The organism is Kitasatospora sp. NPDC085879, from assembly GCF_040686255.1.
GTDB lineage: Bacteria > Actinomycetota > Actinomycetes > Streptomycetales > Streptomycetaceae > Kitasatospora.
On sequence record NZ_JBFBJZ010000089.1, the window covers coordinates 1 to 24558 of the forward strand.

Below are 24558 nucleotides of genomic sequence, written 5' to 3' on the forward strand. Positions count from 1 at the left end.
CCTGGCGCCCAATTCACCCCCCGCCCCCCTTTTCCCCCACACCCGCCCTCACGCTGTGTTACGGGGCCCTTTGGGGCCGGGAAACCGAGGCACCCCTGCGACACTCCCGGTGCACAACAGCCCCTGCAGCGGCCGGCACGCCGACGAGAAGACCTTCGCGCTGCGCCGGCGCAGCAGCTGTCCTCGGTGACCCGCAAGCACGAAGCGGTGCCGGAGTTCCGCAGCCGGCGCGAGCCCGATGCGGGTGCGGCCCATCTGTCTGCGGTCCTGGGTCTGCGGGCCGATGAAGCAAGGCCCGGCGGCGGTGCCGCGCGCGCAGGACAGGGGGGTCAGGCCTTCTTGACGACGCTCGACTTGAGCTGCATGGCGCCGAAGCCTTCGATCCGGCAGTCGATGTCGTGGCCGTCCACTCCGTCGACCAGGCGGATGTTGCGGACCTTGGTGCCGGCCTTGATGCCCGAGGCGCTGCCCTTGACCTTGAGCGCCTTGACGACGGTCACGGTGTCGCCGTCGCTCAGCACGTTGCCGACCGCGTCCTTGACCAGCCGGCCACCGGGGGCCTGGGTGCCACTGTCGGCGGGAGCCCACTCGTGTCCGCACTCGGGGCACACCACCAGTGCGTCCATCGCGTAGGTGTACTCGCTCGAACACTTCGGGCACGGGGGCAGGTTCTCGCTCATGGACCCGGTCTTCCCTGTCTGTCGCAATATCTCGGGGAAAGGGTGCGGGCCCGCTGCACCCCCTTGGCACTGCGAGCCCGCTCCAGCGGCTCCACCGGGGAGCCGCCGAGATAATGAGTTTATCAGTTGCGAATCTTTGCAAGTCCCAGCCGCTCGGACCGCCCGGGGCGACACGGTTCCGGATACGACCGCCGCCCCGGCCGACACCTGCCGGGCGCAGTTCGGCACCGGTCGTGGCCCCACCTGCATTGCTAGAGTCGAATCCCCATACCCCTGGCCCCCGACACGGACGGTGACCCCATGCCTGCCGATACTTCGCGGCAACCCTCCGTCACCGCCGTTCCGCTGTACCAGATCAAGGCCGAGTTCTTCAAAACCCTCGGCCACCCCGTGCGCATCCGCGTCCTCGAACTCCTCAGCCAGCGCGAGCACGCCGTCGCCGAACTCCTCACCGACGTCGGCGTCGAAGCCTCCAACCTCTCCCAGCAGCTCGCAGTCCTGCGCCGCACGGGCGTCGTCACCTCCCGACGGGACGGCGCCGCCGTGATCTACCGGATCACCAGCCCCGAGGTCGCCCAACTCCTCGCCGTCGCCCGCTCCATCCTCACCGACGTCATCACCGACCGCGCCGAACTCCTCGGCGAGCTCAGCCCCGGCCCCACCGACTGACACGGCCACCTGCACCACTGCCGGTCCGGCCGCACGGAAGGTGTCGCCAGTCGCGACTGCCCTCCATGGCGAGCGACAGGCCGAGGCAGGCAGTGATGCCCGGGCGGTCCCGAGCCCGGTCGGCGGGAGACGCCGGCAGGCCCGCCTCCAGCAGACTCCCTCGCACACCCGGGCCGCCCGCTCGAGGTCACACGATCCTCGGACTCCGGCCACCGGGACAAGGATTGCGATAGTAGCCATTTGAAGAATTCTTCATATTCATACATGCTGCATCCTTGTACTGAGAGGCCGTGCGTGCGGTGCCACGGCCTGCGGTGGAGGGACGGCGGCGATGAGCGGCGTGTTCGACGCGGAACTTCGCGAGCAACTGGCCGAGGCCCGCCGGTTGCGGGCGCAGGCACGTGAAGTCGGCGATCAGGACCGGGCGCAGGCGTACGCGGGGCGGATCACGCAGTTGCTGCGGATCGCGGCCCACCACGGCGTTGCGCTGGACCGTGCGGCGGACGAGGAGGAGCAGGACTAATGACGATTCCGCTGTATCAGGCGAAGGCGGAGTTCTTCCGCACGCTGGGTCATCCGGTGCGCATCCGGGTGCTGGAGCTGCTGCAGGACGGGCCGCGGCCGGTGCGCGAGTTGCTGACGGAGATCGGGATCGAGCCCTCGAGCCTGTCGCAGCAGCTGGCAGTGCTGCGCCGCACCCAGCTGGTGTCGGCCACGCGGGAGGGCAACACCGTGGTGTACGCGCTGAGCACGCCGGACGTGGCGGAGCTGCTGCAGGCGGCGCGGCGGATCCTCTCCAGGATGATCACGGACCAGTCGGAGCTACTCGCCGAGCTCGGCGGACCCGGGCGGCGGGCGGCGGACGCATGAGCGGCACGGTGGCGGTGGCCGCACGCCGTTTCGGGGTGCGGGTGCGGGCGGTGCTACCCGATCACGCAGTGTGGGCGACGATGCGGCGCTCACCGCGCAGGGACCTGCTGGCCGGGGTGACGGTGGCGATCGTCGCCCTGCCGCTCGCCCTCGGGTTCGGTGTGGCCTCCGGCGCGGGCGCCCAGGCGGGTCTGGCGACCGCAGTGGTCGCCGGTGCGCTCGCGGCCCTGTTCGGCGGCTCCAACCTGCAGGTCAGCGGGCCGACCGGCGCGATGACCGTGGTCCTGGTGCCGATCGTCCACCGCTACGGCACCGACGGGGTGCTGACGGTGGGCCTGCTCGCCGGCCTGCTGCTGGTGGCGACGGCGCTCGGCGGCGCCGGGCGATTCATGGCGTTCGTCCCAGCGCCGGTGGTGGAGGGCTTCACCCTCGGCATCGCCGCCGTCATCGGTCTCCAGCAGGTGCCCGCGGCACTCGGGGTGAAGCCGTCGGGGGCGGAGAACGTCGTCGCCGCCGCCTGGGACGCCCTCGCCGACTTCGTCGCCGACCCGCACTTCGCGGCACCCGCGCTCGCCGCCGGCGTGGCCGTGGTGCTGCTGGTCGGAGGTCGACTGCGGCCGGGCGTCCCGTTCTCGCTGCTCGCCGTGGTCGCCGCCACGCTCATTGCCTCGGGCGTGAGCCTGGACGTGGCGACGATCGGGCATCTGCCTTCCGGACTGCCCGCCCCCTCGCTCGGGTTCTTCCACGTCGCCGACGTGCCGAAGCTGGCGACGGCCGCGATCGCGGTGGCGGCCCTCGCCGCGCTGGAGTCGCTGATGTCCGCCACCGCCGCGGACGCGATGAGCGTCTCGGAGCGGCACGACAGCGACCGCGAGCTGTTCGGCCAGGGCCTGGCGAACCTGGCCGTGCCGCTGTTCGGCGGCGTCGCCGCCACCGGCGCGATCGCCCGCACCGCCGTCAACGTCCGCTCCGGCGCCGCCTCCCGGCTGGCCGCGCTCGTCCACGCGGCCGTCCTCGCCGCCGTGGTGTTCGCCGCCGCCCCGCTCGTCGAGGGCATCCCCCTCGCGGCGCTGGCCGGCGTGCTGATCGCCACCGCAGTGCGGATGGTCGAGGTCGCCTCCCTACGGGCGCTGGCCCGCGCCGGACGCGGCGAGGCCGCGATCCTGGTGCTCACTGCGGCCGCGACCCTCGCCTTCGACCTGGTGACCGCCGTCATCGTCGGCCTGCTGGTCGCCGGCGCACTGGCGCTGCGCCAGGTCGCCCGCTCCGCCGCCCTCACCCGGGTACCGCTGCACGAAGGCCTGCCGCCCGCCGACCACCACGCCGAGGAACAGGCACTGCTGGCCGAGCACATCGTCGCCTACCGCATCGACGGGCCGCTGTTCTTCGCCGCCGCCCACCGTTTCCTCCTCGAACTCGCCGAGACCGGCGACGTGAAGGCGGTCGTGCTGCGCCTGTCGCGGATCACCGCGATCGACGCGACCGGGGCCCTCGTCCTGGGCGACGCCATCGGCAAACTGGAGCGGCGGGGCATCCTCGTCCTGGTCTCCGGCGTCCGCGAGGACCACCTCAAGACCCTCGACGCGCTCGGCGTGCTCGACCGCCTGCACACCGAGCACCGCGTGTTCGAGGCGACACCTGAGGCCATCGCCTACGCCCGAACCCACCTGTCGGCCGTCCTCGCGGACGCCGCGGGCAGGAGGCACTGATGCCTCCCGAGCGACAGTGGCAGCGGTGAGCAACCAGTGGCGGCAGTTCAGGCGACACTCCCGGCCCGGGTCCGTCGTCCCGCACCCAGTGCAGCTACCTGCCCGGACCTACACGGTGACGCCCTCCAGTGTCCGAGGGGCGATCCTGCTCGCCTCCCCCACCGCCCGCACCGTTTCACGGCGTGGGACGTCCCGCCGCAGTCCTGCGCCATGGACGCCCTGCTGCTGATCACCACCGAGCTGGTCGCCAACACCGTCCGCCACGCCGGCAGCAGGCACTTCACCATCACGTTCACGGCAGACGCCACTGCCCTGGGGTAGCCGTCCACGACCACGGGCCGGGCCTGCCCGTGCGTCCACCGGCTCGGACGGCCGCAGCGCCGGGCTCGCAGTCATACGCGAGGTGGCCGCACTCTTCGACGGTACCTGGGGAGTCGTCCCGGACCGGAGGAGAGCAGGAAGAACCTCACCACGACGAGATTCCACTGGCGAATCGCCGGATCCTGGCTGGCCACCGGATGGAGCCCACCGTCCGTCCGGGCCGTACCCGACCGGCCGTCCCCAACTGCGCGCCGACCAACAACTGCGCCCGCTGCCGACCGCCGATACTCTGCCGCCGTGGGCGGCCCTTCCCGGACGGCACCGGCGCGGTCGCCTTCTCCCACGGAGTTTGTGAGGCCGACTGCGCAGCCGCTGTGCACGGCCAACAAGCGTCCAGGTATGCGGGAGCCACCCGGGAGAAGGCCTCAGAAGGCGCCCGGCCGTCCAAGGGGTCTACTGCTCGGTCCCCACGGTTTCGGTGCGTCGCTCACCGCAGACCTCGCCCTGCCTCCCGGCGCGTTCTCGACACCGGGTGGCGGTGCAAGGCGGGTGGCGTGTCTCGCGGGTGTGTCGCGCTGTCCCGTTTGGCATGCCCGGCACGGGACGTAGGCCCAGTGGTCGGGTGTGGGCACGGTTCCCCACCCGTCGCAGTCCGGCAGGACCGTGCGCTCTCGAGGTCGACCGCGGGCAGCGGACCGTCGGCAATGCTTCTGGATTACTTCCTTGCGTTCCCCAAGGGCATCCGCGTCGGCGTTGGGGATCGTCGATGCCCGGCGCCACCAGCTTCAGGATCTAACAACATGAAGAATTCATCAACTCAACATGTCATGCATTGCGGTCGAGGTGGCCCGCTTCCGGCAGAAGCCGATCGCTTGCGGTCATATCGGCGAGCCCCGCCGTTCGCTTTCCTAGGATCGCCCGACAGAAGTGGACATCAGAGCGCCGGGACACGTCCCTGCGCCGCGAACGGCTGGAGGAGAACGTGGCCGGGATCGAGACCTCGCTCAAGGACGCAATGATCATCGACGGCGCTCTCGGGGCCGCCCTGGGGGACTACACCAGCGGCATGGCGCTGGGCACCGCCGGCCCGACCGAGACCCTGTCCGTCGCGGCCGCCGCCGGCACCGACGTCCTGCGCGCCGAGATGCGCGCCCTGGAGCTGGTGGGCCAGGGCAATCAGAAGCTGGAGGACATCCTGATCAGCCTGACCGGGCAGTACCACCTGATCCGGCCGCTCACCCGCCACCCGGGGCTGTTCCTCTACCTGATGCTCGACCGCAACCGCTCCAACCTCGCCATGGCCCGCCACCACGCGCGCCGCATCGAGGCAGACCTCGAGGTCTAACCCCCTCGGCCGCCCCGGGAACCAGTGGAACTCGGCGACTAGGTGGAGCGGCCAGGGCGGGGCGGTGGACGTGCCGGTGCCGCCGCCGGTTCCGGTCCTGGCGGCGCCGGAGGCGATCATCTCGCCGCTGCCGGCGCTGCTGGCCGGGTGCCTGGAGGAGTTGCCCGCGTCGGAGGACTACTGGGTGCATGCGGCGGCCGTTGTGGCCTGGTCGAGGATGGCGACCGGGGAAGGCCGAGGACGGCTCCGCAGGCCCGTGGTAGTCCGTGGAGAGCCTCCGTGGCAGGACCAGGCCATGGCTGCGGATGGCCGGAGTGCCTGTTTCGCGGCCGGCTCGTCCGACAGGAACGGAGGGCGGCCCACCAGAGTACGGACGCTCGACGCTGCTGAGTTTCGGCCTCCGTCGAGCCCGGTGTCGGGCACGGCTACCCGATGAGGATCAGTCCGGTGAAGGCTACGCCCACGGAGATCGAGCAGATGATCCGCTGGCGGCGGTTCCAGTACGCCCACCCCAGGGACCCGAGAGGCGATCCGTGCCTGCCCACCAGCAGGCCCGCCAGGCCTGCAACGAACAGGACCATGCCGACCGCCTCCCGCACCCGCTCCCCCGCTCACGCGCCGCCCGCGCCACCCGCGCCGACTCCTCGGCTGCCGGACTCTGCCGCTCCTGCCCACATGTGTCAACAGCGTTGGGAGCGCGGCATTCCCGGGATTGGACCGCCCCTTCCGGCGACCGTCGACGACGGCGCCCCCGCGGACGGCCGGGTGACTGGACAGGAATATGACGACCGGTCTACTTTGGCTGCATGGGAGCCAAGGGCGAGGAGACGCGGACGCGACTGGTGCAGGCGACCAGGGAGCTCGTCGAGGCGCGCGGCTACTACGGCACCGGGCTCAACGACGTCCTGGCCGCCAGCGGCGCGCCCCGCGGTTCGATGTACTTCCACTTCCCCGCGGGGAAGGACGAGATGGTCGCGCTCGCGCTGACCGAGGCCGGACAGGACATCGGCGCGCTCATCGCGGGTGCCGCCGAGTCCGGCGCGCCCCCCGTCGATGTGGTCCGTCGACTGCTGGAGGCGCTCGGCGACCGGATGGAGGAGTCCGGCTACGCCAAGGGGTGCCCGGTGGCGACCGTCGCCCTCGAGACCGCGGCGGGCCACGAGCGGCTGCGCCGGGTGTGCGCCGACACCTACGAGTCCTGGCAGCAGGAGCTGGCCGGCCTGCTGGTCCGCCACGGCCACGACCCCGCCGGCGCCGAGGCCACGGCGGGCGCCGTCCTCGCCCTGGTGGAGGGCGCGCTGCTGCTGTCCCGCGTCGCGCACAGCCGCACCCCACTCGCCCGGGCCGCCCGGGCCGCCGAGCTGCTGCTCCGCGCCGACCCCGCCTGATCCGGGCCTCGCGGGTCCATGCCGCCCCACGGCAATGCCCCAGGAATATGTAGACCGGTCCACTGAAAGGATCTCCATGTCCAGTCCCCGCACCCTCGTCCTCGGCGCCACCGGCTTCATCGGCCGCTGGTACGTCCTCGACCTGCTCGGCCGCGGCGAGCACGTCGCCATCGGCCTGCGCGGAGGCGCCGCCCGCGACGGCGAGCTGCGCACCTGGCTGGCCGCCCGCGGCGCCGCACCGGACGCGCTCGCCGAGCGGCTCACCACGATCGCCGCCGACATCACCCGACCCGGCCTCGCCCTCCCGACGGCCGACGAACACCGCCTGGACGGCGTCCGCGACGTCGTCAACCTGGCGGCTCGCTACGCCTTCGGCCTCACCCGCGACGAAGCCCGCGCGGCCAACGTGGACGGCGCGATCCACCTGCTGCGCTGGGCCGCCGGCCGCCCGGAGCTGCGGCGACTGGTCCACCTCTCCGGCTACCGCGTCGGCCGCGGCGCCGGACAGTGCCACCCCTTGCCCGCCGCCGACGCCGACCGCCTCTACCGCGAACTGGGCGCCTACGAGGCGTCCAAGACGGAGGGCGACATCGCCGTGCGCACCCTCGCACCCCGGCTGGGCGTGCCGCTGACGGTGGTCAACCCCGGCGCCGTGATCGGGCACTCCCGCACCGGCGAAGCCGGGCAGTACCTCGGCCTGGCCACCCTCGTCGAACAGCTCTGGACGCGACGCCTGCCCGCCCTCGCGGGCACCCGGCGCACCGTCGTGCCGGTGGTCGCCGTCGACCACCTCGCCGCCTTTCTCGCCGAAGTGCCGCGCCACGACCGGCAGCCGCTGCACCTGCACACCGTGCTCGACCCGGCCACGCCGCCGCTGCCCGAACTCGTCGCCCTGGCCGCCGCACGCCTCGGCCTGCGCCCGCCCCGGCTCGTGCTGCCCGTCGGCCTGGTCCACCGGCTGCCGCGCGCGCTGACCGGCGTCGACCCGGAGACGCTGTCCTTCCTCTCGGAGGACACCTACGACACCGCCTCGGCGGACGCACTGGCGAGCGCCGCCGGGCTGACCCACCCGCCGGTCCGAAGGCTCATCCAGGACTGGGCCGCCCGCCTGGTGGCCGACCGGTTCCCCGACGCCGCCGTGCCGCCCGCACCCACCGCGCGCCCGTGAGCTGACGCGTACGCGTGATCTCCCGCGTGTGACCCTGGCGCACCCGCGGCCCGCCCGGGCGGACGGCCCTAAGCCGCAGGGACGGCAGCGGAGAAGGTCGAAGCCTCGCCGATCAGCTCAGCGAGGAACTGCGGCTCACCGGTCCATGGCGCGTGGCCGCCCACGAGGGCGGCGCCGGTGGGACCCTCTGATGGCAGGTCTGTTCTTCCCGAGAGCGGCCGACCGGAGGTGGCGATGCGAGTCGTGTTCGTGCACGGGGCATGCGTGCGGGACGGGTCGTGGTGGTGGCACCGCACCGCCGACCTGCTGCAGGAGCGGGGGGTGCCGAGCATGGCCCCGGCGCTGCCGAGCTGCGGCGAGGCGGGCCTGCCGGGCGGCGCCGGCGGTCCGGGGCTGCCCGAGGATGTCGCTGCGGTGCGACGGGTGCTGCAGGCCGGCGACGAGCCGACCGTCGTGGTCGCCCACAGTTATGGCGGCATCGTCACCGCGCAAGCTGCAGCGGGAATCGGGTCGGTGCACCACCTGCTGCTGGTCTCCAGCTACCTGCCCGAGATCGGGCAGAGCCTGTCCGATTTCGGCGACGGCAGCCCCGCCCCGTTCCTCGACGTCGACCCCGACTCCGGCACGTTCGGGGTCCGCCCCGAGCTGCTCGCGGACACGTTCCTGCAGGACTGCGACCCCGACGTCCAGGCACAGGCTGGGGACCACCTCGCCCGGCAGAGCGTGCAGGTGACCGGGCAGCCTGTCGGGGCGGCCGCATGGCAGCAGGTGCCCTCGACGTACCTCGTCTGCGCTCAGGACCGGGGCACCCCGCCGCCGCTGCAGCGCGAGTTCGCCCGCCGGGCCGGCAGCACCGTCGAACTCGACGCCGGCCACCACCCGTTCCTGTCCCAGCCCGCAGCCGTCCGCGAGCTGCTGCTGAGCCTGTGACGGCAGCCGCGACCGAATGCGCCTACGTGGTCGTCGGACACGCTGTTGGAGCCGCCTTCTGCTGCTCGTCAATACAGTCCTGGCCACAGCAGCGACTTTCTGGCGGCCCCGTCCAGGGGCCTGTGAGCACGGTGCACCTGCACGTCGGCCACCGCCCCGCAGACCCGGCGATCTCGGGCTTGACGGGGCGTAGCCCTGCAGGTCGGCGACGAGGTGGACGCTGCCGAACGCGTTGTACAGGTAGGCGTGCCCCTTGGCGTCGACCGGAACGACGACCTCGTTGGCGCTGGTCCGCCCCTGGGCGAAGTTCAGCACCGAGGTGGTGGGTGTCCCACCGACCGTTCGGTCACAGTCCCTCACCAGCGTCGTGGTCCAGCGCCGGTTCACCCGCGTCTCGTCGACCACCGCGATTGTCCGCCACCTGCCACCCGTCCCTGCAGGCGCACATGTCCCGGTGGCCGTGGATTCGGGTTGGCACTGTAGGCGTCGTCGGTTCAGGCGCGCGGCGCCTGCGCTGTCGAAACAATCCCATCTGCTGGATTCCTGTCCGTGATGCATCGTCAAGTTGGCGATGGCAGGCTTGAGTTGTGAGTTGAGGACAGCGGCCAGGGTTGGGGGCGGTTGTGGCTGCGGGGTACGGACGGGTATGGGTGTGGCGGGCGGTCGCGGCGGTGTGCGCACCTGTCGCGGCGGCCTTGGTGGGTGTGGCCGTGTGGGTGGACCTGGAAGCGGCGAACATGGCGGCGAGCGTCGTCGGGGCGGTTGTCGCACTGGCCGGCTTGACGCTCTCGGTGTGGCAACTCCTCCCGGCATCCGGCGCAGCGGAGGTCGGGATCCGTGTGCAGGCAACCGGGCCCCACAGCGTTGCGGCGGGCGGCGACATCACTCGGAACGCTTTCGGGGCACGCAGCAAGGTGGGTTCGGCACCCGGCTCGGCCCCCGGCTCCCCGGCCGGCCCGTCGGCGCCTGTGGTCGGTCCCGCCGAGGGGCGACAGGTGGAGGCCGTGGACGGCGGGCTCGCGGCAGGCGGCGCCATGGGCCGCAACGCCGTCGGCGACGACGCCGAGGTCTGGTGAGACCGTGGCCCCGGTGGCGGCGCCCGGCCGGTCCCGGGGTCGCCGGGTCCGACAGCGGAGGGCCGGGGGCAGCATCGGGCGCGGGGCCGGATGTGCTGGTGGCTGCGGCCGGGGAGGCCGGTGCGCCGGGCGGTACCAGGGTGCGGGTGGCAGCGCGCGGGCAGGGGGCCGTCGCGGCCGGCGAGAACGTGATGAACAACGCGATCGGCCCTTACTCGACCGTCACTGTGATCGAACATCAGACCATCGCACACCAAGAGCAACTCCCCTACCGGATTGCGGAGTTCCCGGGCATCGTTCCCCTTCCGGCGGCGGAGCTGAGCGGCCGGCCCTCGCAGCTGCTCTGGTCCCGGCATGCGGTGGTGGGGTTCACCGGGCGGGATCGGGAGGTCGGCGAGCTGGCGCGGTGGCGGGACGCCCCGCCGGCGGCCGGCCCTGCGATACGTCTGCTGTACGGTCCGAGCGGCTGCGGGAAGTCCCGGTTGGCCGCACACTTCGCCGAATCGACGCGCGGTCGCGGGTGGAGCGTGTGGGCGGCGACGGCCGACCGGTCGGGCGGCGCAGGTCCGGCCGACGACGCAACCGTCGGCCATGGCGTGCTGCTTGTGGTGGACCACGCGGACCGCTGGCCGGGTGATGCCCTCCGCACGCTGCTCCGGGCACCTCTGCTGCGCGGCGGCGCCCCGGTCCGCGTCCTGCTGCTGGCCAGGTCGGCCGATGTCTGGTGGCCCGCTCTCGCACAGTGGATCAGGACCGAGCTGGCGATGTCCTCCGACGCCGTCCCGCTGCTGCCACCGGCCGGTGCGCCGGCGGGGCGTGCGGAGCTGTTCCGCCAGGCGCGGGACACCTTCGCCGAGAAGCTGGGCCTGCCGGCGGAGCGGGCCGAGCGCATAGGCCCGCCGGCCGCGCTGGAGATCGACGAGGACTACGCCCAGATCCTGACCATCCACCTCGCCGCTCTGGCCGCCGTCGACGCCGCCCTCGGCAGGAAGGACGTGCCTGCCGACCCGGCAGCCGCCTCCGCCCACCTGCTGGAACGCGAGCTCTCCCACTGGGACGGGCAGTCCCACGGCGCTCACGGGCCGATCGCGGCCGATGCGCGGACGATGACCCGCCTCGTGGTCACTGCGGCCCTCACCGGGCCCGTTGAACTCACGGACGGCTGGGATGCCCTGCGCCGGGCCGGCCTGGCGGACACCCGGGTGCAGGCCACGGCGCTCCTCGACCGCCACGAGCTCTTCTACCCGGCGGTCCGTGCCGGCACCGTTCTCGAACCGCTGCGTCCGGGGCGCCTTCGCGAGGACCTCCTCGGCCTCGCCGTCCCGCAGCGGAACGCCGCCCCGCAGCCCCGGCCGCTCAGCAGTAGCTGGGCCAAGCACGCCCCCCGGCTCCTGCTGACCGAGGGCACCGTGCCGGCTCCCTGGAATCGCAGCACCCTGACGACACTGGTCGAGGCTGCCCGCCGCTGGCCGCACCTCACCACCGAGCTGCTGTCGCCGCTGCTGGACGAGTACCCGGCGCTCATCCGCCACGCCGGTGGTGCCGCTCTGGCCGGCCTGGCCGAACTCGCCGACCTGTCAGCCGAGTTGCTGGAGAAGATCGACGCCCAGTTGCCGGACGTCCGACACCCCGATCTCGACGCCGGGGCCGCGGCCCTGGCCGTCCGGCTCGCCGACAAGCGGCTGGAGGACGCCGTCGATCGTCCGGCCGAACTGGCGCGGGTGCATGCGCGACTGAGCTGGCGGCTCTCCAATGCCGCACGCCACGCCGAGGCGCTCGCTCCCGCCCGGGCTGCCGTCGAGATCCGCCGCAGGCTCGCAGCCGCCGACCCCGCCGAACACGAACCCGGGTTCGCAGCCGCCCTCAACAACCTCGGCCACCGCCTCGCACAGCTGGGGCTGTGGGACGAAGCCCTGACGGAGACCAGGGCGGCGGTGGAGATCCGCCGCCGCCTGGCCGAGGAGGACCCCGAGCGCCATGGCGGCGACCTCGCGATGTCGCTCACCAATCTCGGCGACCAACTCGGCCAGCTGGAGCGGTGGACGGAGGCACTCGCCGCGACCGAGGAGGCGGTGGCCGTGTGGCGGCGCCTGGCCGAGGCGGCACGCAACGCGGTCGAGCCGGCCCGCACCCGGCCCGGGCCCGCCCACGACGAACACGCTTCCGGCCATGCTCAGCATGAGTCCGGCCTCGCCCTGGCACTCACCAACCTCGCCGTGCTGCTCGCCCACGACTCCCGCGAGTCAGGGCGGGACCGGTGGGCGCAGGCGCAGGCCTCCGCAGCGGAGGCGGTGGCGGCCTGGCGCACGTCGGCCGGGGCCGAGCCGGATCTGTGCGGCCCGGACCTGGCCAAGGCGCTGGGCAACCACGGTGCGATCACTGCCATGGCGGGCCGGCACGCGGGTGCGGGCGACGACAGTGCCGACCGAGCAGCCTCCGCCATGGCCGCAGCCGTCGAGCTTCAGCGCCGGCTGGCCGAGCGGGACGTACGGGTGCACGGCCCGGTGCTGCTGACCCTGCTCGGCAACCTCCGCCTGCACCGCACGGAGCAGGCGCTGCAGGGCGAGGCCGAGCAACTGCTCGACGAGGCCGATGTGCTCCGCCGAAAGCTGGCTGTCCTCGCCCCGGCGTCCGCCCTGCCCGACGGCGCGGGGAAGGCCCCTTCCAAGCAGCACTTCGCGCTGCACCTGTGCACGCGTGCCGAACTCGCGGTGGTGCCTCCCCTGATCCTGCTCGCCCTGTACGCCGAGCGGGACCGTGACTTGCACCCGGCGGTCGGTGACCCGGGCGACGCCCGTCCGACTGCGCAGACCGTCCCGGCGGCACAGGCGGTACCCGCGGCGCAGGCCGCGCAAGCCGTGCGAGCCGCCCAGGAGGTGTCGCCGCCACCGTCCGCGGTCGTGGGCGGCGGGCCGTGGTGGCAGCTCCCCATCCGCTTGGTGAGCGCCGCGCCGGCAGCCGCACAGCAGCTGGCCGCGGCAGCCACGGCCACCGCCGCCCGGGCCGGTCCGGCCGCACGCGCCGTGGCGGCCTTGGTAGCGCTGATCGTGCTCGGTGCCGCGACTTTCGCCGGCGATACGCCGCACCCCGGGTCGCCGCCGGCCGCCCGACCATCGGCCACGCCGTCCGGCGGCGGCCCCGCCTCACCTGCGGCCGGCCCCACAGCCGACCCGTCGCCCGTGCCCACGACCGACCCCTCCGCCACGCCCGCACCGGGCTCCCCCGACCCGTCGGCGGTCACACCCCAGGGCCCCGGGGGAAGCCCGGGCGGTACCGTCGGCTCGCCGAACTCCGACCCCGCGGCCCCGGGCGGCGGGACTGCCGGGGGCGGCACCGGGTCGGACCAGGACAACCCGCCCGGCGCACCCGCCGTGGGCCGCCCACGCTGGGGATTCGCCTACGTCAGCGCGGCGAGCGCCGCCGAGACCCCGATCGGTACCGAGACCGAGCTGGCGGTCAACTGGCAGTGGACCACCGACGCCCCTACCGGCCGCCGGGCCACCGTCACCCGGACCGCCACCGGCGACTACTGGGTACGGCTACCGGGCATCGCCGCCCCCGGCGGCATCGCTCACGCCACCCCGTACCGAACGGACTACCAGGGCCGGACGTGCGGGGTCGCCGACTATCGCCCGTCGGGGCCGGACGAACTGATCAGGGTACGGTGCTTCGACAAGACCGGTGCCCCTGTGAACTGGTGGCACACCGTCTTCTTCGCCTCGTCCGGCCGGGGCGGCCAGGCGTACGCCACGGTGCGCTACGACGCGCAGGGCGGCAGCAGCAGCCTGAGCCCGGTCAGCAACAACGGCACGTCCAACTCGGAGGGGCGGGCGGTGCACGTCCACCACGACGGCACCGGCCGCTACCGGGTGGTGATCGACGGAGCGTCATTCGCCCGCGCGACCGGCCATGTACAGGTGACGCCGTACGGTACGGGCAGCCCGGCGCGCTGCAACCCGCAGCAGACCACTCCGACCGGGAACGGCCTGCAGATCACCGTCGCCTGTTGGAGCATCAGCACCGCCGCCACTCCCCAGCCGGCCGACACGCCATGGCTGCTCTCGTACGCGGACCACGTCGGCCTGCACGGGGACCCCCAGGTGCCCGCCGCCTATGCGGCCACGTCGGGCGATCCGGCGAACCCGGTGGTCGATGCCACCCACTCGTACAGCAGCCACGGGGAGCAGCCCACCGTGGCCCGCCTCGGGACCGGCTGGTACCGGCTCACCTGGAACAGCGGCGGATCGTACGGCGGCAACGTCCAGGTCGGCTCGACCAGCGGGAGCGGCAGCTACTGCCATCTCGGCAACATCGGCGACTACCGTGTCCCGCCGCTCGTTGCAATCGACGTGTACTGCGACACGCCCGCCGGCCAGCCGGGCAACTCCACCTTCACGGTCGCCTATGTGCGCAGACCGTGACCGAGCCGCTCGGGGCCGGGCTGCGGAGGCGTCCATCTGGCGTGTCTGCGGGAGACCGCAGGCTAGGTGACCGCTGAGCACCGTTGCAGCAGTAGCCCAATGGCCTGAAACCCGCCCCCCGAGGGGTCCGAATGCCCTAGGCCGAGCACTTCCGAAAATAGGTTGAATGCGACCCATTGGGCTTGTCGGGTGCTCATGTGAGCGCCAGAGGAGTGATCATGACGGTAGATTCGACCGCGCCTACGGCCGCGGTGGCCATGACCCTGGCCGCGCTCGCGGCGACCGGGGCGACCCCGCGCCCCTCCGGGGAGGACGTGACGGCGCAGAAGCTGCGCATCGCCGCCGGCATCAAGCAGCAACTGTCCGACCCAGGCCTGGCGACGAAGGGCACGTGGCAGCTGGCCTGGCTCGCGCTGAGCCCGGACAACGCGAACATGGCGTACATCGCGAAGGACACCTCCGGCTCGAACGCGTTCGCCGTCGTCGTCCGCGGGACGGCCGCCAACTCGATCGACACCCTCGAGGACCTCGACGTCGGCACGGTCGCCCCCTTCACCGTGGGCGGATCGTCGCCGGTCTCCATCTCGAAGGGCGCCATGACGGCGTTCACGCAGGTCGCCGGCATGACCGACGGGTCCCCTGGGGCGGGCTCCAACCTCGCGCGGGCGCTCACCCTCCTCCTGACGGACGCGCCCCCGCGGGCGACGGTCACCGTGATCGGCCACAGCCTGGGCGGCTGCATCGCCAGCGTGCTCGCGCTGTACCTGCAGGCCCAGAACTGGGGCAGCCTCGCGCCGCAGTTCGGGGTGATCACCTTCGCCGCCCCCACCGCGGGACTGAAGGACTTCGCCGACCGCTTCAACTCCGTGCAGTGGAACGTGAACCAGGGGTACGTCAACAACTACGACATCGTGCCACGGGCCTGGGCCGACCTGGACGCCGCCAAGAAGTGGTACCCCGCCACCCATGGGCCGGCCGCGCCCGCCGACGTCAAAGACCTCCTCATTCCTGAGATCGAGGCCCTCACCGGGCCCAACGTCTACGTCCAGCCGAACAACGCCATGCCACCCCTGAACCCCAACTACGACACGTTCGACCCCACCGTGGTCAAGAGCTCGACCGAGGACTTCCTGGCCCAGGTCGCCTATCAGCACGCCAACTCCACCTACCTGGGCCTGCTGCAGGCACCGCAGCTGCCCACCGGGCCGGTGGTGCAGACCGTCAGCCCCAACGTCGGCACCGCGGGCACGCAGATCACCATCACCGGACGCGGTTTCGGCTCGGACAGCGTCGTCGACTTCGGCCCGGTCCCGTGCGTGAGCAAGGTCGTCAGCGACACCCAGATGATCGCGACCGCACCCGAGGGGGTCGGCGTCGTCGACGTCAGGGTCACCGGGAGCCTGGGCACCTCCCCGGCCGTCCCGACCGGCCAGTTCGCCTACGGCGGCCCGCAGCCCGTCCTGGTCACCGGCATCTCTCCGGACAACGGGAAGACCGGGACGACGGTCACCATCACGGGCGTCGGCTTCGCCGGCAATCCCACCGTGTACTTCGGGAAGAACCTCGCGACGTCCACCCTCGTCTCGCCGACCCGGATCACCGCGACGGCGCCGTCGTCCGGTACGCCCTTCAGCAAGACCGTCGACATCAGGGTGCTGATGAACGGCTACCTGTCCCCCGCCGTCCCCGTCGACGAGTTCACCTACCCCAGCTGACGCCGCGGCCGGCCGGCCGAGCACGTGGGCCCCTGCTGCCTCGGCCGCATCCCGCGCGGCCTGCGCGCGGCCCGGGGGCACCCCTCGGACACGGGTGCTCCCGGGCCGCGTGGCATTTCCCCACGCGGTACATCGACGCTGTCGTTGGCCGGCTCCGCGCCGAAGGCCACGAGATCCGGGCCCAGGATGTCGCCCGGCGCTCCCCGCTCATGCGCCGCAACCGCTGCAGCCCTCCACCCTGGCCGACGGCCGCCTGCGACCGCTACGCAACCCGGACATGGCCGGGCTGCATGACGATGACGAGGACGGCACGCACGCTTGAGACCGCCTACTTGGATTCGATCCGTCCGAGCGGGTCGGGGCCGGAGGCCAGCGCGTCACGCGCGGTCCGCCAGGCGGAGTCCTCGGAGTAGAGCTCGCTGCGCAGGTAGGCCCCGGTGAGCCGCGCGACCGCGGCGACCCGCGCGGGGTTCTCGTCCGTGGTCTCGGAGACGTCGTATCCGGAGACCCCGCCGAGCCCGTGCTCCGCGTCGAACAGGGTGAGCAGCGACTTGGGGCCCGGAGAGAGGGCGTACGGATCGGCGTGCCAGTCCGGGCCGGCGACCGTCAGGAAGGAGGAGTCGTCCTTGTCGCCGGCGACCACGAGCGCGGGGGTCGTCATCGTGGAGAAGTCCGTGGTCAGGAAGAACGAGTAGTTCTCGACGGTGAACTCGGTGAGGGCATCACCGCCCCGGCCGGGCGCGGCAAGCAGCACACCTGCCTTGATCCGGGGCTCGGCCAGGTCGACCTCGGTTCCGTCGTGCGGATCGGCGAGGCGTGCGCCCAACAGCAGGCTCGCGGTGTGCCCGCCCATCGAGTGCCCGGCCACCGCGACTCGGCCGTGGTCGATGCGCCCCAGGAGCTGCGGGACTGCGGCCTCGATCACATCGAGCTGGTCGAGGATGCGCTTCATGTCCTCGGCCCGGGTGCGCCAGTGCGCCACAGCCCCGGGCCTGTCGGGATTCAGCGTCCTGGAGTCCAGATGGGTCGGCTGGATCACGACGAAACCGTGTGCCGCCCAGAAGTTCGCAAGAGGGGCGTAGCCGTTGAGGGAGGAGAGGTTGTTGGAGAAGCCGAGCCCGTGCGAGAGGAGGATGACCGGAAGCTCGCCGCCGGTCAGCGGGGCGGAGACGCGCACCTGCAGGTCCACGGCGCGGCCGGGAGCCGGCAGCACCACCGGGCTGACCGAGAGGACGGGCGTGGGCGAGCCGAGGGTGTCGGTCGCGTAAGCGGGATTGCTCGGACTGCTCATGACGAGTGTGCCTTTCGATAGCCCCTGCCTCCGGTCACATGCGGCCGGCGGCGGGTATGGCGGAGCGCCCGCCTTCGGCTACGCTGGAAGCGGATCGCTGTTCCATTTACGATACGGAACGCTGATCCGTATCGTCAACGGCCACTGGAAGGAGTGCGTGGTGCCCACTGCAGGCCAGTCCAAAGGAGCGTCCGCCCGCAGCAAGCGTGCGGACGCGGTGCGCAACCAGCAGACGCTGCTCGATGCCGCCGCGGAGGTGTTCGTGACCTCGGGGATCGATGCGCCGATCCGGGAGATCGCGGCCCGGGCGGGCGTAGGGCTGGGGACGCTCTACCGCCACTTCCCAACCCGGGCGGACCTCGTCACCGCCGTCTACCGCCACCAGATCGAGGCATGCGCCGAGGCCGGCCCGAACCTCCTGGCCGACGCGGCTTCCCCGTTCGACGCGCTGCGCCAGTGGATCGACCTCTTCGTCGACTTCCTGGTCACCAAGCACGGGCTGGCGGACGCCCTGCAGTCCGACAGCGACCGCTTCGCCGCGCTGCACACCCACTTCCTCGACCGCCTGATGCCCGTGTGCGCCCAGCTGCTCGACGCCGCGGCCGCCGCCGGCGACATCAGGCCAGGCATTCAGCCCTACGAACTCATGCGCGGCATCGGCAACCTCTGCATCGGACGGGACACCGACCCCCGCTATGACCCCCGCCGGCTGATCGAACTGCTCCTCCAGGGGCTGCGGCGACAGCACCCGCCTGGGGGCGACGACGCGTGACGACTCCGGTAGCCGCTCATGGATCATCACCAGCGCCCCCTCGCGCGGCGGGTCGCCCGCGGCAAAGCCGGCCCCTGGCGAACGATCCATCTCCAGGGCTACTTGGAGGAGAACCGCTGGCGCTCGCAGGTCTCGTCATCGATGCGGCGGTCATTCACCCTCGGGCCCCTCTCCTCGACAGGGCGCGACAACGGAGCATCGGCGGTCACGCCCTCGTCATCATTCGACCCGCAGGTTCGAGTTCGCTCGGGGAGGGCGACCTCGCCACCGCACGCCGGGTGGCGACTGCGGACGGTCGCCCGGCGGGCGTGTGGGGCGATCCGGGCGAGCCGTGCCGGGCGGGCAGGGCGGGATCGGGCGTTCTCCTTCCCCGGACCCCATAGCCAAACGATCTTGGTCGCTGCTATCGTGCCTGCGTCAGATCCGGGCAGAGATATGCGAATTGGAGATTCATGCGCACGTCACAGCGGACGGCGGCCCTCGCGCTCAGCGTTCTGGGCATGGCCGCGGGACTGGTGTCCGTGGCCGCTCCGGCCGAAGCGGCCACGACGCCGAGCGGGGCCTGCGGCAGCGGCTACTACCAGATCGACCACCACGCCCTCGGCACGGTGGCCGACATCTACCTGTTCTACAACGGGTCGAGCAACTGTGCCGTCACCTGGGTGCGGAGCCCGAACGGGACCAGGACGTACGACCTGCGGGTACACATCGAGCGGAAGAGCGACCTTCAGGAGGCCCCCGACGGGGGCTATTACAAGTACTACGCCGGCCCGGTCAAGCTCAGCGCCGCGAACACGTGCATCTCGTGGGGCGGCTCCGCGGAGGGCATCAGCTGGGCGTCCGGCTGGGAGCACTGCGGCTGATCGGTGACGGCCCCTGAGGCCCGGGGCTCGGGAAGCTACCAGCAGCGGCGAAGTAGATCGCCTGTGCAGGTCAGAGCCTCGCAGAACGGTCCAGTAAAACCCTGAGGTTGCGATGACAGCGATGACACCAGTTGCTTTGGGGCTCATCGCAGCTTCCCGAGCCCCACTGCCGGTGGTCATGAGCTCACCTCGTGGTGGTGGTGTGGCGGGGCATCAGAAGCCCTGCCGGCAGGGTGGTGCGCTCCAGCGGGGACGGTCCCGTCGCGCTGCCCGTGAACTTCCGCGTGCTAGGTCCGTCTTCAAAGATGATCAAGCGATGAGAGATCATGTCGGGCGTGATACGCCGTCATGAGCTTTCGGATGCCGAGTGGGCCGTGCTCTTGCGGTTCCTGCCCAGTTCTGCAACCGCGGGCCGGCCACGCAGTGATGACCGGGTGATGCTGGTTCGGCCTGGCGCGATGTGCCGGAACGGTACGGCTCCTGGCAGACCCTGTGCGACATGGTCGTCCGACGCCGGGTGCAGTACCCGTCGATGGGCGGTCACGGTGGCTCGACCGGCGGCGGAGGCTCCTGAGATTCGAAGGAAAGCGCCGTCTGCGAGCGTGACGTCTGCGCGAACGCCTCCCTGGGCGTCCGGATACATCACGCTGATCGACGCGGCCCTCGTCGTGATCCGATGCGCTCTCCGGTCGGGGCGGCGGATCGGGCCGAGGGCCGCGTCGGTGAGCCGTACACGGACGCCCAGGTGGGTGACCGTGTACGGCTCCTTGGTCGCGGCTGGGGCCCGCCGCTGGGGTCCGAAGAACGGGATCAGAGCATGTTCGTGTAGATGTTCCAGCCGGCGCCGAACTTCACCCGGGCGGCGAAGGTCGCGGTGCCGGCGTTGCCCGTCGAGGAGTACCGGTACATGTCGCCGTTCTTGGTGCGGGCGAGCACGTCGCCCTTGCTGTCCCCGTCGATGTCACCCGGCGCGATCAGCGTGTCGTAGAGGTCCCAGCCGGTGGCGATCTGTTCCCGGGCGGCGAACGGCGCGGTGGACGTCCCCGTGCCCTTGAAGAGGAACAGCCGGCCGGAGGTGTCCCGGGCGAGCAGGTCGGGCCGTCCGTCGCCGGAGTAGTCGCCCGCGCCGACGAGCGCGTTGTAGGCGTTCCAGCCACTGCTGACCTTGATCGGCGTGCCGAGCTTGGTGTCCACCGCCCCGTCGCCGGGGTGCAGCCACAGGACTCCGGCCGAGTCGCGGCTGAGCAGGTCGCCCTTGCCGTCGCCGGTGAGGTCGCCGGGGCCGACCATCAGGTTGTAGTTCCAGGTCGAGTTGACCTTCTTGCCGCGGATGTACAGGTCGCTGCCGATGTTCTGCACGTAGCTGGCGTGGTTGTGGCTGTTGAGTCCGGTGGCGTACGTGTTGCGGGAGCCGCGCGGCTCCTTGCCGACCCCGGTCGGCGGCGTCCGGTAGGTGCCGTTGGCCAGGGCGTAGTACTTGGCCAGGGTGCCGTCGGTCTGGGTCATGAGGTTCTGGGCCTTGCCGTAGAGCTGCGTGGTGCCGGCACCGACGATGAACTTGTTGCGTTCGTAGCCACTGCCGAAGTACGCCGGTGCGGCGAAGCGGCCGCCACCGATCGACTTGAACCAGTACTCCACGCCGTCGCCGTCGCGGGCGAGCAGGTCGCTCAGGCCGTCGCCGTCGCCGTCGTCCGTGCCGCTGATCACGTTGTACGCGTTCCAGCCGGTGCCGACCTTGACCCGGGCCTTGAGCGGGGCGGTGGCGCTGCCGGCGCCCTTGTGGAACCACAGCTCCCCGGTCAGGGTGCGGGTGAGAACATCACCGAGGCCGTCGCCGTCGACGTCACTGGCGCCGACGATCTGGTCGTAGATCCCCCAGCCGGAGCCGACCTTGACCCGCGCGTTGAAGGGCTTGGTGACCGTGCCTGTCCCCGTGTAGAGCCACAGGTCACCGGCGAAGTCGCGGGCCAGCAGGTCGGGATGGCGGTCTCCGGTGACGTCCCCGGTGGCGATGAGGCGGTTGTACTTCTGCCAGCCGCCGCCCGACCACAGGGGCGCAGACGTGGCGTTCACGCCGGCCTCGTAGAGCGTGAGGACGCCGTCGAAGGAGAGGGAGAGCAGTTCCGGCTTGGTCGTGCCGCCCACATCGCCCACCGGCAGCAGGTCCTTGAACGACGCGTCCTGGTCGGTCTTGGAGATCGTGTAGTCGCTCCAGGCCTGGATCGACGACAGGTAGACGGCCGTGGACTGGTCGTACTGCATGACGATCATGTCACTGCGGCCGTCGCCGTCGACGTCGTGCCGCGGCTTGGCGGCGGCAGTGACCTGCTCGGACGGACCGGACAGAGCGGGCAGGACGACGGTCGGGTACTCGCCCGCGCCCGGCGGCGCGGTGTCGGCGTCCGACACCGGTGCGGAGTCGGAGACGGGCTGCGCGACGACGGAGTCGGGCGCGCGATGCTGCGGGGCGGCCGTGCTCGGGGCGGTGGCGAGAGCGCCGGCAGCCAGGGCAAGGACGCCCCCGGCGGCCAGGACCCTCAGGCGTCCGCCGAACAGTGCGGTCAAGATCCCCCCTCGGGATCGAACGTGTGGACCCACCCGGGCGCCTCGTGCCCCGCGACCGGGACACGCGTCGGCGCGTGAACGGTCCCCACTTCCTTCCCGCACCGTACGGATCGATCCTGTGGATTCCTTGTGGGACTGCTCCCCCTCCGCCTCTCCGACGATGCGCCGTGGAGCCCGACAGGCGGCGAACACACTCGCCGGCCGGAAGGCCGGGCCCACCGTCCGGGGGAGACTGGACACCATGACCGACTTCCGCGAGACGCTGGGCTACCAGACATTCGGCCGGGCCGTGCCGCTGCTCCTGACGGTGCGCTGTCGGGTGGCCGGGTTCAGTGGCCAGCGCTCATGCCGCCGTCGACGTGGAGGATCGCGCCGGTCACGAACGGCGCGTTCTCCAGGTAGACGACCGCGTCGACGATGTCGCTGACCTCGCCGAGCCGGCCGGTGGGCTGCAGGCCGGCCAGGAAGTCCTCGGGCTCCCCGGCGTGCATCGGGGTGCGGGTGGTGCCGGGGGAGACGGCGTTCACCCGGATGCCGCGGGTGGCGTACTCGATGGCGAGGGACTTGGTCGCGGACTGCAGACCGCCCTTGGTGAGTGAGAGGAGCACGGAAGGGACCCTGGTGTCGGCGTTGTCGACCAGGCTGGTGGTGAGGTTGACGATGTGGCCGCCGCCCTGACCGAGCATCTGGCCGACGGCCAGTTGGGTGATCCGGAAGAACCCGTACAGGTTCACGCCGGTCATGGCCGCGTAGTCCTCGGCCGTGTAGTCGGTGAAGGGCTTGGGGATGAAGATGCCTGCGTTGTTGACGAGGGTGTCGATCCGGCCGAACCGTTCGATGCCGGCGGAGATGACGCGCTCGGCGGTGGCCGGGTCGGCGATGTCGCCGGGTACGGTCAGGATACCGTCGTCTTCGGTCGGGGCGATCGACCGCGAGGTGGCGACGACGGCGTAGTCGAGCTTGGCGTAGGCCGCGACGAGGCCGGCGCCGATGCCCTGCGAGGCGCCAGTGATGACGGCGACCTTCCGTCCCTGAATGCTCATTTCAAACCTTCCGGAGTGTAGCCGGGCACTCGGCTCGGCGGCGGGTGGGATCTCTCGACCCCTGCTCTGGCCGCCGGTCGATGAATCGAAGGTAGGCAGGCGGGTGCCGGGCGGGCAACCGCTCACCGGCCATCTGCCGGAACCGGCTTCCTCCCAGGTGAAAGGCAGGGCATCCCACGCAAGGTCGACGCCCTAGTAGGGCTTGGTCAGGTTCGTTTGGGTGTGGGTATGTTGCGGTGGCAGGTCGGGCAGTGGCCGGCCCAAGTGGCGAGGACCAACTGCAGCTCGCGGACGACCTGGTAGAGGCTCAGGCCGCTGCCGTTCCTTTTGGGGCCCGGGCCAGCCTCCGTAGGGTGCAGAAGGCGTGAGCGAGGGCGACGAGGGTGACGTGGTGGTGCCAGCCGGTGTAGGTGCGGCCCTCGAAGTGAGCCAGTCCCAGGGCCTGCTTCATCTCGCGGTAGTCGTGTTCGATGCGCCAGCGGAGCTTGGCCAGACGGACCAGGGTGGTCAGTGGGGTGTCGGCGGGCAGGTCGGAGAGCCAGAACTGCACCGGCTCGGCCTCCCGGGCGGGCCACTCGGCCAGCAGCCAGCACTCGGGCAGCTCGACGCCGTCGGTGGCGTCGCGGATCTCGCGGCCGGCCGGGCGGATCCGCAGCGCGACGAAGCGTGAGTACATGCGCTTGAACCCGGTGCGGCCCCTGCCCGGGCGGGATCCCTCGCGCCAGGACACCGGCCTGGCCGCCTGCCGCCCCGTCTCCACCGCCAGGGCCTTCACGCTCTTCGCCGGATCGGGATAGCGGGCGACCGGCGGCCGGCCCCTCCCGTGGTAGGGCGGGGTGACGGGCCGGGCGGAGCCCGGCTGGGCGGTGAGCGTGGTGGAGATCCCCACGACGTAGTTCAGCCCGCGTTCGGCCAGGCCGAGGCGGAAGGCGGTCGCGTCGCCGCAGCCGGCGTCCGCGACGACGAGTGGGACGTGCACGCCCCAGGAGCGGGTCTCGTCGACCATGTCCAGGGCGAGTTGCCACTTCTCCACGTGTCCCAGGTCCGCGGGGATCTGGCAGCGCACACGGCGGGCGACCTTCTCGGGCTCGGCCTTCTCGGACGCCGGATCCCAGGACTTGGGGAGGAACAGCCGCCAGTCGACCGCGGCGGAGGCGTGGTCGGTGGCCAGGTGCAGCGAGACGCCGACCTGGCAGTTGGTGACCTTGCCGGCGGTGCCGGTGTACTGCCTCGACACGCACGCGGAGGCGTCGCCGTCCTTGAGGAATCCGGTGTCGTCGACGATCAGCGCCGTCGGCTTCAGCTCGGTCTGCATCCGCCACGCCAGCCGGGCGCGGACATGCGCCGGGTCCCACGGGCTGGAGGTCACGAAGTGCGCGAGCGCCTGCCGGTTGCCGTCCTCGCCGAGTCGGGCCGCCATCGGTTCCACCGACTTGCGCCCGCCGTCCAACAACAGTCCACGCACATAGACCTGCCCCCAACGGCGCTGATCGCTACGGGTGAATGCCTCGAACATCTCCGCCGCGAACGCCTCCAGGCCCTCCCGGACCTCCACCATCTCCCCAGGTGTCACACACTCTCAACGCCACAACCCGCCAATAGACACGCCCAACCAAGATCAACCTGACCAAGCCCTACTAGTGTCTTGCGCCGCAAATCACGAGGGTGAGTTTTGCTCTGATGCCGGGCCTGTCGGGTTGATCTTGGTGAGATAGTCGGCGAGGGATTTGAG

18 protein-coding genes are annotated in these 24558 nt (G+C 71.8%); 13 read left to right on the forward strand and 5 right to left on the reverse strand.

What is annotated here, in order from left to right; translation table 11 throughout:
* Window positions 1-329 precede the first annotated feature (329 nt).
* Window positions 330-680, reverse strand: a complete 351-nt coding sequence (locus AB0P35_RS37180; RefSeq protein WP_095878415.1) for a zinc ribbon domain-containing protein YjdM — start codon at window positions 678-680, stop codon at window positions 330-332.
* 300 nt (window positions 681-980) lie between these two features.
* Here AB0P35_RS37180 and AB0P35_RS37185 point away from each other — a divergent pair, with 300 nt between their 5' ends.
* From AB0P35_RS37185 to AB0P35_RS37235, 11 genes are all read left to right on the forward strand, one after another.
* Window positions 981-1349 (forward strand): metalloregulator ArsR/SmtB family transcription factor, encoded by a 369-nt coding sequence (locus AB0P35_RS37185; protein WP_363519937.1) that lies wholly within the window; start codon window positions 981-983, stop codon window positions 1347-1349.
* Between the two features lie 331 nt (window positions 1350-1680).
* Window positions 1681-1872, forward strand: coding sequence for a hypothetical protein (locus AB0P35_RS37190; protein ID WP_363519940.1), 192 nt, complete (start codon window positions 1681-1683; stop codon window positions 1870-1872).
* Complete coding sequence (locus AB0P35_RS37195; protein WP_363519943.1) at window positions 1872-2219, forward strand: metalloregulator ArsR/SmtB family transcription factor; 348 nt, start codon at window positions 1872-1874, stop codon at window positions 2217-2219. Before AB0P35_RS37190 ends, AB0P35_RS37195 begins: the two co-directional genes overlap by 1 nt.
* Before the next feature lie 80 nt (window positions 2220-2299).
* Entirely contained in the window at window positions 2300-3928 is a 1629-nt protein-coding gene (locus AB0P35_RS37200; protein WP_363519946.1) for a SulP family inorganic anion transporter, read from the forward strand.
* A 1303-nt stretch (window positions 3929-5231) separates the two neighbouring features.
* Complete coding sequence (locus AB0P35_RS37205) at window positions 5232-5594, forward strand: hypothetical protein (RefSeq protein ID WP_363519949.1); 363 nt, start codon at window positions 5232-5234, stop codon at window positions 5592-5594.
* A gap of 806 nt (window positions 5595-6400) precedes the next feature.
* On the forward strand, window positions 6401-6982 hold the full coding sequence (locus AB0P35_RS37210) for a TetR/AcrR family transcriptional regulator (protein ID WP_363519952.1): 582 nt from the start codon (window positions 6401-6403) through the stop codon (window positions 6980-6982).
* Window positions 6983-7058: 76 nt separating this feature from the next.
* Complete coding sequence (locus tag AB0P35_RS37215) at window positions 7059-8150, forward strand: SDR family oxidoreductase (protein WP_363519956.1); 1092 nt, start codon at window positions 7059-7061, stop codon at window positions 8148-8150.
* Window positions 8151-8384: 234 nt separating this feature from the next.
* Window positions 8385-9080, forward strand: a complete 696-nt coding sequence (locus AB0P35_RS37220; RefSeq protein WP_363519959.1) for an alpha/beta hydrolase — start codon at window positions 8385-8387, stop codon at window positions 9078-9080.
* A gap of 710 nt (window positions 9081-9790) precedes the next feature.
* Complete coding sequence (locus AB0P35_RS37225) at window positions 9791-10156, forward strand: hypothetical protein (RefSeq protein WP_363519961.1); 366 nt, start codon at window positions 9791-9793, stop codon at window positions 10154-10156.
* Window positions 10157-10752: 596 nt separating this feature from the next.
* Window positions 10753-14577, forward strand: a complete 3825-nt coding sequence (locus AB0P35_RS37230; RefSeq protein WP_363519963.1) for a hypothetical protein — start codon at window positions 10753-10755, stop codon at window positions 14575-14577.
* Between the two features lie 218 nt (window positions 14578-14795).
* The gene (locus tag AB0P35_RS37235; RefSeq protein ID WP_363519965.1) at window positions 14796-16292 is read left to right on the forward strand and encodes an IPT/TIG domain-containing protein; all 1497 of its coding nucleotides are present in this window, start codon (window positions 14796-14798) and stop codon (window positions 16290-16292) included.
* Window positions 16293-16620: 328 nt separating this feature from the next.
* On the opposite strand, the gene AB0P35_RS37240 is transcribed toward AB0P35_RS37235, so the two are convergent.
* On the reverse strand, window positions 16621-17583 hold the full coding sequence (locus tag AB0P35_RS37240) for a chlorophyllase (protein WP_363519967.1): 963 nt from the start codon (window positions 17581-17583) through the stop codon (window positions 16621-16623).
* Between the two features lie 160 nt (window positions 17584-17743).
* On the opposite strand from AB0P35_RS37240, the gene AB0P35_RS37245 reads away from it, so the two are divergent.
* Window positions 17744-18355, forward strand: a complete 612-nt coding sequence (locus tag AB0P35_RS37245; RefSeq protein WP_363519970.1) for a TetR/AcrR family transcriptional regulator — start codon at window positions 17744-17746, stop codon at window positions 18353-18355.
* A 452-nt stretch (window positions 18356-18807) separates the two neighbouring features.
* A complete protein-coding gene (locus tag AB0P35_RS37250) occupies window positions 18808-19218 on the forward strand; it encodes an acetyltransferase (protein ID WP_363519972.1) in 411 nt (136 codons plus the stop codon).
* A gap of 810 nt (window positions 19219-20028) precedes the next feature.
* Here AB0P35_RS37250 and AB0P35_RS37255 read toward each other — a convergent pair.
* From AB0P35_RS37255 to AB0P35_RS37265, 3 genes are all read right to left on the reverse strand, one after another.
* Entirely contained in the window at window positions 20029-21783 is a 1755-nt protein-coding gene (locus tag AB0P35_RS37255) for a VCBS repeat-containing protein (protein ID WP_363519974.1), read from the reverse strand.
* 329 nt (window positions 21784-22112) lie between these two features.
* The gene (locus tag AB0P35_RS37260) at window positions 22113-22826 is read right to left on the reverse strand and encodes an SDR family oxidoreductase (RefSeq protein WP_363519976.1); all 714 of its coding nucleotides are present in this window, start codon (window positions 22824-22826) and stop codon (window positions 22113-22115) included.
* Between the two features lie 307 nt (window positions 22827-23133).
* Window positions 23134-24384, reverse strand: coding sequence for an IS701 family transposase (locus tag AB0P35_RS37265; RefSeq protein WP_363519979.1), 1251 nt, complete (start codon window positions 24382-24384; stop codon window positions 23134-23136).
* Window positions 24385-24558 lie beyond the last annotated feature (174 nt).

Bases quoted from the DNA above. Each gene is read 5' to 3' on its own strand.
- AB0P35_RS37180 (WP_095878415.1), bottom strand. From the start codon at position 680: ATGAGCGAGAACCTGCCCCCGTGCCCGAAGTGTTCGAGCGAGTACACC.
- AB0P35_RS37185 (WP_363519937.1), top strand. From the start codon at position 981: ATGCCTGCCGATACTTCGCGGCAACCCTCCGTCACCGCCGTTCCGCTG.
- AB0P35_RS37190 (WP_363519940.1), top strand. From the start codon at position 1,681: ATGAGCGGCGTGTTCGACGCGGAACTTCGCGAGCAACTGGCCGAGGCC.
- AB0P35_RS37195 (WP_363519943.1), top strand. From the start codon at position 1,872: ATGACGATTCCGCTGTATCAGGCGAAGGCGGAGTTCTTCCGCACGCTG.
- AB0P35_RS37200 (WP_363519946.1), top strand. From the start codon at position 2,300: ATGCGGCGCTCACCGCGCAGGGACCTGCTGGCCGGGGTGACGGTGGCG.
- AB0P35_RS37210 (WP_363519952.1), top strand. From the start codon at position 6,401: ATGGGAGCCAAGGGCGAGGAGACGCGGACGCGACTGGTGCAGGCGACC.
- AB0P35_RS37215 (WP_363519956.1), top strand. From the start codon at position 7,059: ATGTCCAGTCCCCGCACCCTCGTCCTCGGCGCCACCGGCTTCATCGGC.
- AB0P35_RS37220 (WP_363519959.1), top strand. From the start codon at position 8,385: ATGCGAGTCGTGTTCGTGCACGGGGCATGCGTGCGGGACGGGTCGTGG.
- AB0P35_RS37235 (WP_363519965.1), top strand. From the start codon at position 14,796: ATGACGGTAGATTCGACCGCGCCTACGGCCGCGGTGGCCATGACCCTG.
- AB0P35_RS37240 (WP_363519967.1), bottom strand. From the start codon at position 17,583: ATGAGCAGTCCGAGCAATCCCGCTTACGCGACCGACACCCTCGGCTCG.
- AB0P35_RS37250 (WP_363519972.1), top strand. From the start codon at position 18,808: ATGCGCACGTCACAGCGGACGGCGGCCCTCGCGCTCAGCGTTCTGGGC.
- AB0P35_RS37260 (WP_363519976.1), bottom strand. From the start codon at position 22,826: ATGAGCATTCAGGGACGGAAGGTCGCCGTCATCACTGGCGCCTCGCAG.
- AB0P35_RS37265 (WP_363519979.1), bottom strand. From the start codon at position 24,384: ATGGTGGAGGTCCGGGAGGGCCTGGAGGCGTTCGCGGCGGAGATGTTC.